Annotated in this window: 15 protein-coding genes; 8 read left to right on the forward strand and 7 right to left on the reverse strand. The window is 69.5% G+C overall.

The window, feature by feature from the left end:
• Position 1: 1 nt before the first annotated feature.
• Positions 2 to 2,779: a DNA polymerase I gene (gene polA, locus VGZ32_RS03880; RefSeq protein ID WP_326884404.1), complete on the reverse strand. Its 2,778-nt coding sequence runs from the start codon at positions 2,777 to 2,779 to the stop codon at positions 2 to 4.
• Positions 2,780 to 2,868: 89 nt separating this feature from the next.
• Between polA and VGZ32_RS03885 the strand changes: the two genes are divergently transcribed.
• The 5 genes from VGZ32_RS03885 to VGZ32_RS03905 all read left to right on the forward strand — a co-directional run bounded on the left by VGZ32_RS03885 (position 2,869) and on the right by VGZ32_RS03905 (position 6,566).
• Positions 2,869 to 3,303 (forward strand): hotdog fold thioesterase, encoded by a 435-nt coding sequence (locus VGZ32_RS03885; RefSeq protein ID WP_326884405.1) that lies wholly within the window; start codon positions 2,869 to 2,871, stop codon positions 3,301 to 3,303.
• Between the two features lie 79 nt (positions 3,304 to 3,382).
• A complete protein-coding gene (locus VGZ32_RS03890) occupies positions 3,383 to 4,099 on the forward strand; it encodes a hypothetical protein (RefSeq protein WP_326884406.1) in 717 nt (238 codons plus the stop codon).
• 96 nt (positions 4,100 to 4,195) lie between these two features.
• On the forward strand, positions 4,196 to 5,308 hold the full coding sequence (locus VGZ32_RS03895) for a hypothetical protein (RefSeq protein ID WP_326884407.1): 1,113 nt from the start codon (positions 4,196 to 4,198) through the stop codon (positions 5,306 to 5,308).
• Positions 5,298 to 5,807, forward strand: coding sequence for a hypothetical protein (locus VGZ32_RS03900; protein ID WP_326884408.1), 510 nt, complete (start codon positions 5,298 to 5,300; stop codon positions 5,805 to 5,807). Before VGZ32_RS03895 ends, VGZ32_RS03900 begins: the two co-directional genes overlap by 11 nt.
• 51 nt (positions 5,808 to 5,858) lie before the next feature.
• Positions 5,859 to 6,566 (forward strand): hypothetical protein, encoded by a 708-nt coding sequence (locus VGZ32_RS03905; protein ID WP_326884409.1) that lies wholly within the window; start codon positions 5,859 to 5,861, stop codon positions 6,564 to 6,566.
• Between the two features lie 22 nt (positions 6,567 to 6,588).
• Here the strand turns inward: VGZ32_RS03905 and VGZ32_RS03910 are convergent, their stop codons facing one another.
• From VGZ32_RS03910 to VGZ32_RS03930, 5 genes are all read right to left on the reverse strand, one after another.
• Positions 6,589 to 7,302, reverse strand: a complete 714-nt coding sequence (locus tag VGZ32_RS03910; RefSeq protein ID WP_326884410.1) for an ABC transporter ATP-binding protein — start codon at positions 7,300 to 7,302, stop codon at positions 6,589 to 6,591.
• 2 nt (positions 7,303 to 7,304) lie between these two features.
• On the reverse strand, positions 7,305 to 8,120 hold the full coding sequence (locus VGZ32_RS03915) for an ABC transporter ATP-binding protein (protein ID WP_414642469.1): 816 nt from the start codon (positions 8,118 to 8,120) through the stop codon (positions 7,305 to 7,307).
• Entirely contained in the window at positions 8,117 to 9,868 is a 1,752-nt protein-coding gene (locus tag VGZ32_RS03920; RefSeq protein ID WP_326884411.1) for a branched-chain amino acid ABC transporter permease, read from the reverse strand. Before VGZ32_RS03920 ends, VGZ32_RS03915 begins: the two co-directional genes overlap by 4 nt.
• A 4-nt stretch (positions 9,869 to 9,872) precedes the next feature.
• Positions 9,873 to 10,787 carry a branched-chain amino acid ABC transporter permease gene (locus VGZ32_RS03925; protein ID WP_414642471.1) on the reverse strand — a complete coding sequence of 305 codons (915 nt, stop codon included), beginning with the start codon at positions 10,785 to 10,787 and terminating at the stop codon, positions 9,873 to 9,875.
• 173 nt (positions 10,788 to 10,960) lie between these two features.
• The gene (locus VGZ32_RS03930) at positions 10,961 to 12,202 is read right to left on the reverse strand and encodes a branched-chain amino acid ABC transporter substrate-binding protein (protein WP_326884413.1); all 1,242 of its coding nucleotides are present in this window, start codon (positions 12,200 to 12,202) and stop codon (positions 10,961 to 10,963) included.
• Positions 12,203 to 12,653: 451 nt separating this feature from the next.
• Here VGZ32_RS03930 and VGZ32_RS03935 point away from each other — a divergent pair, with 451 nt between their 5' ends.
• From VGZ32_RS03935 to VGZ32_RS03945, 3 genes are read left to right on the forward strand one after another with little or no spacing between them, the layout of a single operon-like run.
• Entirely contained in the window at positions 12,654 to 13,571 is a 918-nt protein-coding gene (locus VGZ32_RS03935) for an ABC transporter substrate-binding protein (protein WP_326884414.1), read from the forward strand.
• A gap of 8 nt (positions 13,572 to 13,579) precedes the next feature.
• On the forward strand, positions 13,580 to 14,551 hold the full coding sequence (locus VGZ32_RS03940) for an amino acid ABC transporter permease (RefSeq protein ID WP_326884415.1): 972 nt from the start codon (positions 13,580 to 13,582) through the stop codon (positions 14,549 to 14,551).
• Positions 14,552 to 14,598: 47 nt separating this feature from the next.
• Positions 14,599 to 15,351, forward strand: a complete 753-nt coding sequence (locus tag VGZ32_RS03945) for an amino acid ABC transporter ATP-binding protein (protein WP_326884418.1) — start codon at positions 14,599 to 14,601, stop codon at positions 15,349 to 15,351.
• Positions 15,352 to 15,513: 162 nt separating this feature from the next.
• Here the strand turns inward: VGZ32_RS03945 and VGZ32_RS03950 are convergent, their stop codons facing one another.
• On the reverse strand, positions 15,514 to 16,143 hold the full coding sequence (locus VGZ32_RS03950) for an ANTAR domain-containing response regulator (RefSeq protein WP_349263475.1): 630 nt from the start codon (positions 16,141 to 16,143) through the stop codon (positions 15,514 to 15,516).
• Between the last annotated feature and the right edge of the window lie 103 nt (positions 16,144 to 16,246).

The following is a 16,246-nucleotide window of genomic DNA, read 5'->3' on the forward strand; positions in this document are numbered from 1 at the left end:
GTCAGTGGCCTGCGCTCTGCCAGTCCTTGCCGAAACCGACCGACACGTCGAGCGGGACCCGCAGCTGGTAGGCCGAGCCCATCTCGTGGCGGACCAGTTCCTCCACCGCGGACCGCTCGGCGTCGACGACCTCGAGCACGAGTTCGTCGTGCACCTGGAGCAGGACCCGCGACTTGTAGCCGCCCGTGGTCAGCGCCTTGTCCACCCGGAGCATCGCGATCTTGATGATGTCGGCGGCCGAGCCCTGGATCGGTGCGTTCAGCGCCATCCGCTCGGCCATCTGCCGCAGGTGCGGGTTGGTGGAGGTCAGGTCCGGCAGGTAGCGGCGGCGGCCCAGCACGGTCTCGGTGTAGCCGGTCTGCCGCGCCTGCTCGACCACCGCGCGCAGATAGTCGCGGATGCCGCCGAACCGGGCGAAGTAGTCCTCCATCATCCGCGTGGCCTCGGCGTTCGAGGTGCCGACGTTCTGCGCCAGGCCGAACGCCGACTGCCCGTACGCCAGGCCGTAGGAGACCGCCTTCACCCGGCGCCGCAGCTCGCCGTCCACCTGCTTCGGGGAGACGCCGAAGACGCGCGCCGCGACGGAGGTGTGCAGGTCCTCGCCGGAGTTGAAGGCCTCGATCAGTGCCTCGTCGCCCGACAGGTGCGCCATGATGCGCATCTCGATCTGGCTGTAGTCGGCCGTCATCAGCGTGTCGAAGCCCTCGCCCGCGATGAACGCCCGCCGGATGCGCCGGCCCTCCTCGGTGCGCACCGGGATGTTCTGCAGGTTCGGATCCGTCGAGGACAGCCGCCCGGTCGCGGCGATCATCTGGTTGAACGTGGTGTGGATCCGGCCGTCGTCCATGACCGTCTTGATCAGGCCCTCGACCGTGGTCCGCAGCCGGTTGACGTCGCGGTGCCGCAGCAGGATCACCGGCAGCGGATGGTCGGTCTGGGCGGCGAGCCACTGGAGCGCGTCGGCGTCCGTGGTGTAGCCGGTCTTGATCTTCTTGGTCTTCGGCAGCTTGAGGCGGTCGAAGAGGATCTCCTGCAGCTGCTTGGGCGAGCCGAGGTTGAACTGGGTGCCGGTCGCGGTGTACGCCTCCTCGACCGCGTGCTTCACGTCGGCGGCGAACCCGACCTCGAGCTCGGACAGGTACTCCCCGTCCGCGGCGATCCCGGCCTGCTCCATCCGGGCGAGCAGGTCGACCAGCGGAAGCTCGACGCTCTGCAGGAGGTCGGGGCGCGGGGACGCTCCGTCGGGGATGTCCGCGGACGCCGGGTCGGACACCGGCTGACCGCGCCGGGCCAGCTCCGCCTCCAGCCGCTCCTCGACCTCGATCACCGCCTGCGCAGCGAGCATCAGGCGCTGCGGGACGGCGGCGTCCTCGTCCGGCCCATCCAGGGTCAGCTGGCCTTCCGGCTGCGCGGCGGCCAGTTCGCGGCCGAGGTACTGCCGCACCAAGTCGCCGAGCTCGACCACGCGCTGGCCCGACTGCACCAGATAAGCGGCCAGTGCCGTGTCCCCGGCCAGGCCGGCCAACGGGAAGCCGTGCGCGGCGAGGGCGAGCATGGGCCCCTTCGCGTCGTGCAGGATCTTCGGCCGCGCCGGGTCCGCCAGCCAGCCGGCCAGGGCCCGCTCGTCCTGCGGGTCGAGCGCGGACGGGTCGATGTAGCCGGCGTGCCCGTCCCGCGCGGCCACCGCGAGCGCGTTGACCGTGCCGGTGCCCCGGCCCCAGCGCCCGTCGACCGCGATCCCGACCGGGTCCGCCGAGACGGTGTGCTCGGCGAGCCAGGCGGCCACCTGGCCGGTGGTCAGCACGGCGCCGTCGAGCGCGACCGCCGGCTCCGCGTTCTCGACCACCGCCGCCCCGGCGCCGTCGAGCCCGAACACTTCGCTGATCCGCCCGCGCAGCGCGCGGAACTGGAGCGTGTCGAAGAGCTGGTCGATGGCCGCGGTGTCGCCGTCGTGCCGCACCAGGTCGTCCGGCCTGGCCTCGAAGTCGACCTCGCGGTCCAGCTCGGTCAGCAGCCGGTTGGTGCGCACCTGGTCCAGGTGCGCCCGCAGTGCCTCCCCGGCCTTGCCCTTCACCTCGTCGGCCCGCTCCACCAGCTGCTCCAGCGAGCCGAACTCGCGGATCCACTTGGCCGCGGTCTTCTCGCCGATGCCCGGGATGGAGGGCAGATTGTCGGACGGGTCGCCGCGCAGGGCCGCGAAGTCGGCGTACTGCTGCGGGCTGAGGCCGTACTTCTCCTCCACCGCCTCGGGGGTGAAGCGGACCAGGTCGGCGACGCCCTTGCGCGGGTAAAGGACGGTGACCTTGTCGTTCACGAGCTGGAGGGCGTCCCGGTCGCCGGTGACGATCTCCACCTCGAAGCCCTCGGCCACGGCGCGGGTGGTCAGCGTCGCGATCAGGTCGTCGGCCTCCGAGCCCTCCTTGCGGAACACCGGGATGTGCAGCGCCGCGAGCACGTCCGAGAGCAGTTCGACCTGGCCGAGGAACTCCGGCGGCGAGGCCGAGCGCTGGGCCTTGTACTCGGGGAACATCTTGGTGCGCTTGAGGGTGGCGCGGGAGACGTCGAACGCGACCGCGACATGCGTCGGCTTCTCGTCGCGCACCACGTTGATCAGCATCGAGGTGAACCCGAAGACCGCGTTCGTGGTGACGCCGGAGGTGGTGGTGAAGTTCTCGGCGGGCAGGGCGAAGAACGCCCGGTACGCCATCGAGTGCCCATCAAGCAGCAGCAGCCGCCGGGCCGCGGTTTCTGTGGCGGTGGGGATTGTGTTCTCGCCCACGGCGGGTGCTCCTGTCTTTTCCACGGGTGCGATCCTATGCGCTGGGTCCGACACAATCGGCCGGGCGAGCGGAAAGGGTGACGCTGGTTATGGGCGACGCACAGGTGCAGGACTACGCGGCGCAGCTGCGGGAACTGTACGGGGACGTCTTTGTCAATGGTGGCGCACTCGGCGCAAAGCTCGGTATCAAGTTGCTCGAGGCGTCCGTGGAGCGCCTGGTGGCGACCATGCCGGTGGAGGGCAACACGCAGCCGCTCGGCCTGCTGCACGGCGGCGCGTCGGTAGCGCTCGCCGAGACCCTCGGATCGACCGGAGCGGCGCTGCACGCCGGGCGCGGCAGCTTCGTCGTCGGGGTCGACATCAACGCCACCCACCACCGCGCCGCGCGCTCCGGAATCGTGACGGGGGTGGCCACTCCGCTCCATCTCGGCCGGACGATCGCTAGCTACGAAGTCGTGATTTCGGATGAACGGGAGCGCCGCATCTGCACCTGCAGAATCACCTGCCTCATCCGGGAGGCCTGACCCCACTGGCAGCTGGCGCTGGCGCCGCGCTTATCGCATCCTGTGACCCAGAGGTGGGTCACAGAGAGATAACGAACACGTGGCGTCTTTATATATCGAATTCGAAGACAGCGAGTACGACGACGTCGAGTTCCTGGACGCCGGCCCGGCCGAATTCGGGGCCGGCGCCTTCGGATCCGGCGCGCCGGCGGACGCTCCCAGGGCCGACGATCCCGAAATCGCGGCGCTCGGGATCGAGGGTCCCCACGAAGTGATCGGCGTGTCGCCGCGGAGCGACCCGCCCCGGTGGCGCCGGCCGCGCCTGCCCGAGCAGCGCCGCAGAATACTGATCGGCGCGGTCGTCGTGGCGGGGATCGGCGCCGGGATCGGCGACGCGCTGGCGGCGCAGGCCGCGCAGCACGCGGCCGACCGCCCGACCCTCGACCTGGTCGACGCCGCCTACACCCCCAACGCCGACGGAGACGGCTACGACCTGCTGCTCGATCTGGGCAACGGCGGTGCGAGCACGGCGACGATCACCTCGGTCGCGGTGAACCAGCCCGGCCTCGCGCTGCTGTACCCCGGCGCGGCGGCCGCGGTCGGGGCGCACCAGCAGATCGAGATCGTGCTGGGCGGCCAGTTCGACTGCTCGGGGCTCACCGGCGACCCGGCGACGATCCAGATCACCCTGCGCACCGCGCACGGGACCGCCGCCGACCTCTCGTTCCCGGTCCCGGCGAGCGCGGCACTGCCCGACGGCTGGCTGAGCTACCGGGCGGCGTACTGCGACTTCGCTGAGACCGGCGGGCTTCAGTAGGTACCGACGACTGTGGCGGGACCACCAGCCGCCTTCTCAACGCGCTGTTAGAGTGTCGGGCGGGCGCTCGGCACGAGACGAGGGCGGGGAGGCGCGATGGCACTCGAGATCGAATTCGAGGAAGACGACCACCCCGATGCCGCCCTGCCCGCCGACGATGCGGAGCCCGACGCGCCGGGGGTGGAAGCGGCTGCTGCCACGGAAGAAACCGGGGCGGAAGAGACCGCGCCCGAAGAAGCCGGGACGACGCGCTCGCGGATCGACGCTCTTCTCGCCTCCCCGCTCCCCCTCTCCAGCAGCCTGCTGTTTCAGATCGGCGTGCTGCTGACGGCGTTCGTCGTCGGCGCGAGCTCCGTCGCGGGCTACCAACTCGGCCGCGCCGCGCCGCAGAACCGGGCGATCGTCGCTCTCCACCTGGCCGGGGGCCGCACCTACCTGTTCAGCCCGGCTCCCGTGCCGCGCGACGCCACCTGGTCCGACACCGTCGAGCGCCCGGTGTCGCTGACGGTCGTCAACGACGGCCCGGACCCGCTGACCGTGGTCGACGGCACGGTGACCGGCCCCCTCGTCCACGCCGACTTCGCCCTGCCCGCTGGCGGCCTGGACCTCGCAGCCGGAGCGATCGCCACCGTGCACGCGACGGCCCGGGTCGACTGCCGAGCCGTCTTCGAACCCCTGTTCCTGACCGGAGGCGACCCGTCGTCGCTCGACACGGTGGCCGACTTCGGCGTGCGCACGCTCGACGGTCGGGCCCGCCACACCCGCCTCACCGTCGACACCGCCAGCGCCGCGGCGGTCTCCGGGGTCTGCACGCTGCTCTCGCCGCCGGTGCGGGTCGGCGGGGCGGACTTCAGCGTGCTGATCGGCTCCGACTCCTACGCCGTCACCGTTCCGGCCAGCAGCGGCGCCCCGTTCCCGATGTCCATCAGCACCCTCCAGGACAGCGTCAACCAGTGGTCTGTCAGCGGCGGACTGACCGCCCGGCTCGCCGACCCGTTCGTCATACTGCCCGCCCACGGGAGCGCGAACGTGGTCGTCGACGTCACCGTGACGAACTGCTCCGCGGCCACACGCGCCAACGACGACGAGTTCGGCTTCTTCCCCCTGGTGTTCACCGAGGCTGACGGCGCCGCGAAGGCGGAGGAGTTCACCCAGCAGACGCCGCTCGTCTCCCGGGCCGCGATCGGGCAGGCATGCGGTGGCCGGTAACCTCCGCCCAGTCCTGCGCCCCGGCACCGTGACGGCGGCGCTGGCGATATGCGGCCTGCTGCTCGGCGGCCTCACCAGCCACGCCCTCGTCCACAGCGATTCCGCGCCCCGGATCATCCTGCGCCAGGCAGCCGACAACGACGAGCCCAGCCAGCCGTCGACGTTGGGGATCCTCACGGCCGGCTCCGGCATCGCGCCCCAGATCATCGTCCCCCTCACGAACGACAGCAGCGTCACCGTCGAGATCTTCGGCGCCACGCTCAACGGGCAAGACTCGGCGATCGCGGAAGCGTCGCTGCAGGTGAAGCTCGCACCCGGCGCGAGCGGCTACACCGCCGTCCTGCTTCCCAGCCCGAACCGCTGCGGCGACGTGGCCATGGACTCCTCCGCCCCGGCGCAGATCACCGTGTTCGCCCGGGAGCCGGGCGGAAACAAGCAGCCCGTACCGGTGCAGATCACCGGCACGATCGGCGCCTACCTGGACGGCTGTGCCCTTTGACAGCTCCGCCAGATGGTTAAGTTCCGAGCGCTTGTCGGCCACACTGACGCTATGAGGCGCAGGACGGGCGGAGTGGCGGACCGCGGTGAGAGCGGTCCGAGCCCGCTGGAGATCGAGTTCGAGGACGAGGAGGGCGACGGCGGCGCGCAGGAAGGCTCCCGGCGGTGGGGCGAGCAGGTGCCGCCCGCACCGGACCGGCGGCGGCTGCGGCGTCGCACGGTCGGGGCCGCGGCCGTCATCGGCGTCGTGGCGCTCGTCGCGGCGCTCACCGCGCGGAACGCCGCCAACTCCGGTTCCTCCGCCCCGAACAGCTACTCCGCCGACGGCTCGACGGCCGTGCAGATGACCTACGTCGGCTCGACCCTCGTCTCGGTTCCGCAACGCCGCATCGAAGTCACGGTGAGCGTCACGCCGGTGCAGCCGCAGGCGTTGGACATCACGCAGATCAGCGTCAGCGAGGCCGGCGTCGCGGTCGCCCCGGCCGACTCCTCCTCCCCGGTCGTGGTGCCCGCCGCGGGGCGGGAGGTCGTGCTGGTGCTGACCGTGACGGACTGCTCCCGGGTGCCGATGGACGAAAGCATGGCGTACGTCGACGTGATCACCCGGCAGCAGAACGGCGAGCTGATGGACCGGTTCACGATCCTCGGCGACCGCTACTCCGCCGACATCTCCCGGCTGCTGCACCGGATCTGCGGCCCCACTCCGGCGCCCGGCCCGGCCACGCCGCGCGCGACCGGGCCCCTGGGCACCGTTTCCTAGTCCGCAACCGCCCGCGGCGGCCTCACTCCTCGCCGAGGTATGTCTTGCGCACCTGCTCGTCGTGCAGCAGGGACGGGCCGGAACCCGACAGCGCGATCCGCCCGACCTCCAGCACATGGCCCTGATCCGCGAGCGACAGGGCGGCCTGCGCGTTCTGCTCCACCAACAGGATCGTCGTGCCGGTCGACTTCAGCTCCTGAATGGTGTCCATGATCTGCTTCATCATGATCGGGGACAGCCCCATGGACGGCTCGTCGAGCATCAGCAGCCGCGGCTGGCACATCAGCGCCCGCGCCATCGCGAGCATCTGCTGCTCACCGCCCGACAGCGTGCCCGCCGCCTGCGAACGGCGCTCGCCGAGGATCGGGAACATCGCGTAGGCCTTGCCCACGTCCGCGGCGATCCCGTCGCCGTCCTTGCGCAGATACGCGCCGAGCAGCAGGTTCTCCTCGATCGTCATCCGCGGGAAGATGTGCCGCCCCTCCGGGGAGTGGGCCAGCCCGCGCGCGACGATGTCGTGCGCCGGCACGCCGGTGATCGGCTTGCCGTCGAACACGACCTGGCCGGACGCGGGCTTGAGCAGCCCGGAGATGGTGCGCAGCGTGGTGGTCTTCCCGGCGCCGTTGGTGCCGATGAGGGTGACGACCTGCCCCTCCTCCACCGAGAAGCTGATGCCCTTGACCGCCTCGATCTTGCCGTAGGCGACGTGCAGGTCGTGGACCTCCAGCAGTGCCATCGTCAGGACGTCCCTTCCGCTTGCGGCGTGCCCAGGTAGGCCGCGATGACGCGCTCGTCCGCGCGCACCACCTCCGGCGTGCCCTCGACCAGCTTGCGCCCCTGCACCAGCACCGCGACCCGGTCGCAGAGCCCGAAGATGAAGCGCATGTCGTGCTCGATCACCACCACGGCCAGGCCGCGCTCGCGGATCTTGAACACCACGTCCTGGGTGGCCCGGGTCTCCTGCGGGTTCATCCCCGCGGTCGGCTCGTCCAGCAGGATCAGCCCGGGATCGCTGGCCATCGCCCGGGCGATCTCCAGCTTGCGCTGGTCGCCGTAGGGCAGGTTGCGCGCCAGCGTGCCGGAGTGCCGGCCGATGCCGAGGAAGTCGAGCAGCCCGTGCGCGTTGTCCCGGGCGTCGCGCTCGGCCGCCCGGTAGCGCGGTCCGCGCCCGATCGCCGAGAACAGGCCCTCCTTGGTCCGGCAGTGCCGCCCGACCATGACGTTCTCGAGCACCGTCATGTTGGCGAACAGCCTGATGTTCTGGAAGGTGCGGGCGATTCCGGCCTGGGTGACCCGGTACGGCTTCGACGGCAGCACAGTGCCCTTATACCGCACCTCCCCCGACGTCGGCACGTACAGGCCGGTCAGACAGTTGAAGAAGGTAGTCTTCCCGGCGCCGTTCGGGCCGATCAGCCCCACGATCTCGCGGTCGCCCACGGACAGGTCCACCCCGTCCACGGCGGTCAGGCCGCCGAACCGCATCGTCACGCCGCTCGCCTCCAGCACGGAGGTGCCGGTGGCGTCGACCGCGCCGTCCGTCGTCATCGTCGTCACGCCACGGCCTCCGCCTCTTGGGTGCCCGTCGTGGCGGCGACCTCGTGGGCCTCCGCCTCGGCGACCGCCTCCTCGTGGAACTCCAGCTGCCGGCGCTTGTTCGGCACCAGGCCCTCCGGCCGGAAGCGCATCATCAGGATCAGCGCCAGCCCGAACAGCAGCAGCTGCTTGTTCGAGAAGAACTGCAGCTTCGCCGGGATCAGGTACAGCAGCGACGCGCCGAGCAGCGGACCGCTGATCGTGCCCATGCCGCCGAGGACCACCGCCGCCAGCAGGAACGCTGAGTTCGGCGGCGCGGTGGCGGAGAACAGGTACTGGTCCGGGGTCACGGTGTTGAGCAGGTGCGCGTTGATCGTGCCGGCGAACCCGGCCAGGGACGCGCCGAGGCCGAACGCGAGCAGCTTGAAGCGGTAGCCGTGGATGCCCATCGCGCCGGCGGCGGTCTCGTCCTCGCGGATGGCGACCCAGGCGCGCCCGATCCGCGATTCGTTGACCCGCGCGAAGATGAAGACCACGATCGCCATCGCGACCAGCAGCAGCAGGTAGTAGTTCCCGAATTTGCCGAACGTCACCCCGAACAGGACGTGCGGCGCGCCGAAGTCGTACCCGAACAGTTTGAGGTCGGGCACGCCGTACACGCCCTCCGGGCCGTTGGTCAGGTCGGGTCCGGACTGGCCGCTGAGGTTGTTGACGACGATCCGGAAGATCTCGCCGAAGCCGAGCGTCACAATGGCCAGGTAGTCGCCGCGCAGCCGCAGCGTCGGCGCGCCGATGACGACGCCCGCGATGATCGACACCGCGATGCCGATGAGGATCTGCCCCCAGAACGGCAGCACCGTGTGCGCGAACCGGGACGACGCCGCGCCGGACACCAGCGCCGCGCTGTACGCGCCGACGCCGAGGAACGCGACGTATCCGAGGTCGAGCAGGCCGGCCAGGCCGACCACGATGTTCAGGCCGAGCGCGACCGTGGCGAAGATCAGGATGTCGTCCGCGATCGTGTTGTACTGGTCGGACGTCTGGAGGAAGACGAACAGCAGCGCCGCGACGAAGGCGGCCGCGGAGGTCGCGATCCGGTTCTGCCCGGTCATCTCGGTCAGCCGGGAGAGCACGCCGCCGGAGTTCAGGCCCCAGGCCGCGAACCCGATCGCGAGGGCGAACCCGACGAACTCCTCGGTGAATCCGGTGGTGATCCCGTAGTCGGCGACGAACATGGCGACGATGATCGCGACGAAGATGATCACGGCCTGCGCCCACCGCGGCGGCAGCTTCGCCGGCGCGGCGTCGTGGTGATCGTCCCGGAGCAGGAACGCACCCGCCGCCGGCACGCCCGTCGCGATCAGCGCGACCCAGGACCCGGAGACCCAGTTGGCCAGACCCTTGAGCTCCACGGCGATGGCGAGCAGGACGTACCAGGTGGACACGGCGTTCGCCAGGGCCAGCCCGCGCAGCAGCCGGACGTACCCGCGCGGCGCCATCCAGCCGGTGTGCGGGACACCGAAGGCGGGCAGCAGGTTGAGGATCAGGACGACGCTGACGACCAGGGTGATCACCTGGTTGCCGCCCGGATAGCCGCTGACCGAGAGGTTGCCCGGGAAGGCCGTGGTCCAGGTCCAGGCGAGGAAGGTGGAGGCGAGCGAGGCGACCGCGCCGGCCGCGATCAGCCCCTTGGCCAGAGCGGGCGAGACGCGCGGCTGGGCCGCGAGCGCGGATTCGGCGGTCACCGGATCGGTCATCGGTTCGGTCATCGGATCACGCCCTGTCCGCCACGCGTTCGCCGAGCAGACCCTGCGGCCTGATCAGCAGCACGATGATCAGGAGCACGAACGCCCACACGTCCTGCCACGCGGTGCCGTACTGCGCCGTCGCGTGATAGTCCGCGAGGATGCCCGTGGACAGCTGCTCCGCGATGCCGAGCACCAGGCCGCCGACCATCGCGCCGTAGACGTTTCCGATTCCGCCGAGGACCGCCGCGGTGAACGCCTTGAGGCCCGCGGAGAAGCCCATGTCGAAGGAGACCTGCCCGAAGCGCAGGCCCTGGCTCATCGCGGCCACCGCGGCGAACGCGCCGCCGAGCACGAACGCGACGACGATGACCTTGTCGGTGTTGATGCCCATCAGCCGCGCGGTGTCCGGGTCCTGCGCGGTGGCCTGCATCGCCCGACCGGTGCGGGTCTTCGCCACGAAGTAGGCCAGGAACGCCATGCAGACCACCGCGACGATGATCGTCAGCAGATCGGCCCGCTGGAGCAGCACGCCGCCGATGTTGAACGGCTTGCCGCCGAAGGACGGGAACGAGAGCGGCGCGGTCACCCCGACATGTGTGCCCGAACTGCCGCCGGGCTGCGGGAACCAGAGGAACACGACCTGTTGCAGCGTGATGGACAGGCCGATCGCGGTGATCAGGGGCGCGAGCCGTGGTGCGTTGCGCAGCGGCCGATAAGCGAAGCGTTCCGCAGCGACGGCGACGATCACCGAGAGGATCATGCCGCCGATCAGCATGATGGGCAGCGCGGCCAGCAGCGGCATGGTGTGGACCGGCGGTATCCAGAGGTACACCGCGAGCGCGCCGAAGCCGCCGAGCATGAAGATCTCGCCGTGGGCGAAGTTGATCAGCTGGATGATGCCGTACACCATGGTGTAGCCGACGGCGATCAGACCGTACATCGCGCCCTGCACGATGCCGTTGGTCACCAGCTGAAAGAAGTCCGTGGTGGTCACGGGCGTCCTCCGGGTGAGGGGTCGGACGGGCTGGGAAGTGCTGAACAGCCGTGCGCGGAGGGCGCTGTGGTAGCCGCCCCCCGCGCATCTAAAGTGGCTCCGGAAGCTCCGGTCGTCTATCAGCCGTTGAATGTACCGACCTTGACTCCGTTGTCCCAGGCGCCGTTCTCGACCTTGTACATCGTCAGTTCCTTGTTGCCGGTGTCGCCGTACTGGTCGAACGACACCTGGCCGGTGACCCCGGAGAATGACACGTTCTGCTCCGCGGCCTCGACCTTCGAGCGGAAGTCGCTGGAGCTGCTGGGCACCTTACCGCCGTTGGCGCTGACGACGGCCTTGACCGCCTCGATGATCGCCCACGCCGAGTCGTACGAGTAGCCGCCGTAGACCGCGTACGGCTGCCCGTAATGGGCCGCGTCGTAGTTGGCGATGAAGGTCTTCGCCGAGGCCAGGGTCGCGAGCGGGGCGCCGGGGACGGTGGCGTAGTCACCGTTCGCGGCCGCCACGCCGGCCAGCTGGATGTAGGTCGGGTCCTGGTTGCCGTCGCCGCCCATCTCCGGGATGTTGTCGCCGGCGGCCTTGAGCTGCTTGGACAGCGGACCGCCCACCGGGTACTCGCCGCCGTAGTACAGCAGCTGGGCGCCCGAGGTCTTCACCGCGTTGACCACGGCCGAGAAGTCGGTCGAGGTGTCCGAGACGGTCTGCGCGACCGTGATCGTGCCGCCCAGCTTCTGGAACTCCTGGGTGAACGTCATCGCCAGCCCCGCGCCGTAGGTCTTGCCGTCGTTGACGGTCGCGACCTTCTTGATGCCGAGGGTGTTGTAGACGTAGTCGGCGGCGAACGGGCCCTGGATCGCGTCCGTGGTCACCACTCGGAAGTAGGACTTGTACGGGCGCGCCTTGTTGGTCTGCCAGTTCGGGCCCTGCGTCAGCGACGGGTTGGTGTTGGCCGGGGAGACCTCGGTGACGTTCGCCTGGTCGAAGATCTGCTGCATCGACTGCGCGACGCTGGAGTTCAGCGGGCCGACCACGCCGACCAGGGCGCTGTCCGCGACCAGCGCGGTGGCGTTCTGCTGGCCGATCGTCGGGTTGGCCTGGTCGTCCTTCGCCACCAGCTTGAAGGTGACGCCGGGTACCTCGTTGTTCTTGTTCGCCGTGTTGACCGCCAGGTCGACCGAGTTCTTGATGCCCAGGCCCAGCGCGGCGAGCGAACCGGTGAGCGGGGCGTCCACGCCGATGTCCACCGTCGTGTTGGAGCTCGAGCTGCTGTTGTTGCTCCCGCCGCGGGAACCGCACCCGGCCAGGGTCAGGGCGCCGACGACGACGACCGCTCCCACCTTGTAGAGCGATGTACTTCGCATATCTAGGTCTCTCCCTCTTGGATGTCGGCACGGGCGGCGCGTCCCCTACGGCGCGTCCCCCCCAACATCGCATGCGGAACCCATGGAATGCGGGGAAGAGTAGTGCCCCTTCCGCGCCATGGGCAGGGGTTTCCCCTACACTTGATCGTCTCGTTATGTGGAATTCGTTCGAATGTCCTTCTCCGCACCCTGGGCACGCGTGTCCACCTGCGATCTTGCAGCATGGCCGGTCAGGCGGCGGATCAGCGATTCACCCGAGGTGCTGCGCCGTCTGGGTGATAGCGGACGCATCCGCCAAATCGGATGCTCTCGTATCAATGCGGATAAGATCCAGCCATAGGGAGCGACAGGGCGGCCGCGAGGCAACAAGATGAACACGGTTCTTCCGGTCGCAATATCCAAGTGAAACCATGCGCAGAACCCCACCCTCGTCTAGGAAGCAGACGACCCCATGGCTCAGATCCTCCGGCGCCGCGCTGCCGCGGCCGGTGCACTGCTGCTCGGCACGGCGCTGCTCGCCACCGCGTGCGCGAGCAACCCGGCCAACTCCACCTCCTCCGGCGCCGGCAGCAGCGCGAGTGCCGGCAGCGGCGACCCCAAATCGCTCGTGCCCTCCGCGATCAAGGCCAAGGGCACACTCGTGGTGGCCGCCGACGCCTCCTACGCGCCGAACGAATTCTTCGACACCGACGGCAAGACGATCATCGGCATGGACGCCGACCTGGCCAAGGCGATCGGCCAGGAGCTCGGCCTGAGCGTGACCCTGCAGAACGTGACCTTCGACAGCATCATCCCGGGCATGGCGGCCGGAAAGTACGACCTGGGCATGTCCTCGTTCACCGACACCAAGTCGCGCGAGCAGACGGTCGACTTCGTCACCTACTTCTCCGCCGGCAGCTCCCTGATGGTCAAGACCGGCAACCCGGAGAACCTGTCGACGACCGACACCTCGTTGTGCGGTAAGAAGATCGCCGTGGAGAAGGGCACCACGCAGGAGCAGACCGACATCCCGGCCGACAACCAGAAGTGCTCGGCGGCCGGAAAGCCCGCGGTCACCCCGCTGTCGTTCGACGACCAGAACGGCGCGAACCTGGCCCTGTCCAGCGGCCGGGCCGACGGCGTGCTGGCCGACTCGCCGGTCGCCGCGTACGCGGCCAAGCAGTCGAACGGACAGTTCACCATCTCCGGCCAGCCCTACGGCACCGCGCCCTACGGCATCGCCATCCCCAAGGGCAACGGCATGGCGCAGGCCGTCCTCGCCGCTGTCAAGGCCCTGATGGCCAACGGCACCTACACCCAGATCCTCACCAAGTGGGGCATCCAGAGCGGTGCGATCACCAGCCCGGTGATCAACGGCGCGACGAGCTGAGCCGGTCGGTGACCGAGCAGGAAGTCGAGGCCCCCGCACGGCCCGAGGCGATTCGGGCCGTGCCGGTGCGCCACCCGGGGCGGTGGGTCGCGGTCGCCGTGATCGCCGTCCTGGTGGCGATGCTGGCGCACAATCTGGCCGTCAACACCCGCTGGCAGGGCTGGGTCATCAACCAGTACCTGTTCAACAACTCGGTGCTGCACGGCGTGTTGGCCACCCTCTGGCTCACCGTGGTCGCGATGGCGGTCGGCGTCGTCGGCGGGATCGTGCTGGCGGTGATGCGGCTGTCGGACAACCCGGTCGTGTCCTCGTCGGCCTGGGTGTACATCTGGTTCTTCCGCGGTACGCCGGTCCTGGTCCAGCTGATCTTCTGGTTCAACATCGGGGCGCTGTTCCCCACCCTCTCGCTCGGCCTCCCGTTCGGACCGGGCTTCCACACCTGGTCGACCAACAGCCTGATCACCCCGTTCCTGGCCTCGGTCCTCGGACTCGGGCTCAACGAGGCGGCGTACATGTCGGAGATCGTGCGGGCCGGCATCCTCTCCGTGGACGAGGGGCAGACCGAGGCGGCCAGCGCGCTCGGCATGCGCAGGCTGCTGATCATGCGGCGGGTGGTGCTTCCCCAGGCGATGCGGGTGATCATCCCGCCGACCGGCAACGAGACCATCTCGATGCTGAAGACCACCTCGCTGGTCTCCTTTACCGGAGGCTTCGAGCTGCTGGTCTCGGTGCAGCGGATCTACAACGCCAACTACAAGATCATCCCGCTGCTCGTGGTGGCGTCGATCTGGTACCTGCTGGTGACCTCGATCCTGACGGTGGGTCAGTACTACCTGGAGCGCTATTTCGCACGCGGTTCCGCCCGCCAGCTCCCCCCGACGCCGCCGCAGAAGCTCCTGGCGTTCTACCAGCGGTACGTCCGGGCGACACGGCGCCAGCGACCGGTGATCCCTGAGAGCACCGCGGGAGGCGGGCTGTGATCGAAGAACCGGAGCTCGCGCCGGAGTCCTTCTCCGCCGTCAACGCCATGGTCGAAGCTGTCGAGGTGCACAAGTCGTACGGCCGCCTCGACGTGCTCAAGGGCATCTCGCTCAAGGTGATGCCGCGAGACGTGATGTGCCTGATCGGGCCGTCCGGCTCGGGCAAGTCGACGTTCCTGCGCTGCATCAACCACCTGGAGAAGATCAACGCCGGCCGCCTCAGCGTGGACGGGGAGCTGGTCGGCTACCGGGAGCGCGGCGGGCGGCTGCACGAGCTGCACGAGAAGGAGGTGGCCCGGCAGCGCACCGAGATCGGCATGGTGTTCCAGCGGTTCAACCTCTTCCCGCACATGACGGCGCTGGAGAACATCATCGAGGCGCCGGTGCGAGTCAAGGGCGAGGCCAAGGACCAGGCCCGTCAGCACGCCAACGAACTCCTCGAAAAAGTAGGCCTGTCCGACAAGGCGACCGCCTACCCGAACCAGCTGTCCGGCGGCCAGCAGCAGCGCGTGGCGATCGCCCGCGCCCTCGCGATGCGGCCCAAGCTGATGCTGTTCGACGAGCCGACCAGCGCCCTCGACCCGGAGCTGGTGGGCGACGTGCTGGCGGTGATGCGGCAGCTGGCCGACGACGGAATGACCATGATCGTGGTCACCCACGAGATGGGCTTCGCCCGCGAGGTGGGCGACAGCCTGATCTTCATGGACGACGGCATCGTCGTGGAGAGCGGAAATCCGCGCGAGGTGCTGGCCAACCCCCGGCACGAGCGCACCCGCTTGTTCCTGTCCAAGGTGCTGTGACCGCAAGCCGCTCACAACACGCACAACGCAGGGGCGGGCTCGGTGAGCCCGCCCCTAATGTCTGTGGCTCGCCCCCGCTATGCGTGTGGCTCGGTCCTGCTACTTACGTGTCCCGGCCCCGCGACTCGTGTCTCGGCCCTGCTACTTGCGTGTCCGGCCCCGCTACTCGCCCTGCTCGGCTGACGTCTCGCTCTTCGGCGCGTTCGTGCCGTCGATGACCGCCTGGGCGACCTCACGCATCGTCAGCCGGCGGTCCATCGAGGTCTTCTGAATCCACCGGAACGCCTCGGGCTCGGTCATGTCGAGCTGCGCCTGCAGCAGCCCCTTGGCACGGTCGACCAGCTTGCGGGTCTCGAAGCGGGCGGCGAGGTCGGCGACCTCGTTCTCCAGCGCGCGCATCTCCTCGTACCGGGTGGTGGCCATCTCGATCGCGGGCACCAGATCCGCCTTCGAGAACGGCTTGACCAGGTAGGCCATCGCACCAGCATCCCGGGCCCGCTCGACCAGCTCACGCTGGGAGAAGGCGGTCAGCATAAGCACCGGCGCGACCTTTTCGGCACCGATCCGCTCGGCGGCCGAGATCCCGTCCAGCACCGGCATCTTGACGTCCAGGATCACCAGGTCCGGTCGGTGCTCGGTGGCCAGCTTGACGGCGGACTCGCCGTCCCCGGCCTGCCCGACGACCTCGTAACCCTCCTCCTGCAGCATTTCGGCGAGGTCCATCCGGATCAGCGCCTCGTCCTCGGCGATCACGACCCGCTTGCGCGGTGCGGTCTTCTCGTCGGCGGTCATGTTCGGCTGCCCCTCGTCCTCTGGGTGCACGGTGCATCCATGTGGCCACCAGCGTAGTCGAGGCGAAAGGCGGCGGCGCGGCCCCTCCACGATCCGGTATGCT

It is taken from the genome of Actinocrinis sp., assembly GCF_035938995.1.
In the GTDB taxonomy this organism is placed as follows: domain Bacteria; phylum Actinomycetota; class Actinomycetes; order Streptomycetales; family Catenulisporaceae; genus DASZGI01.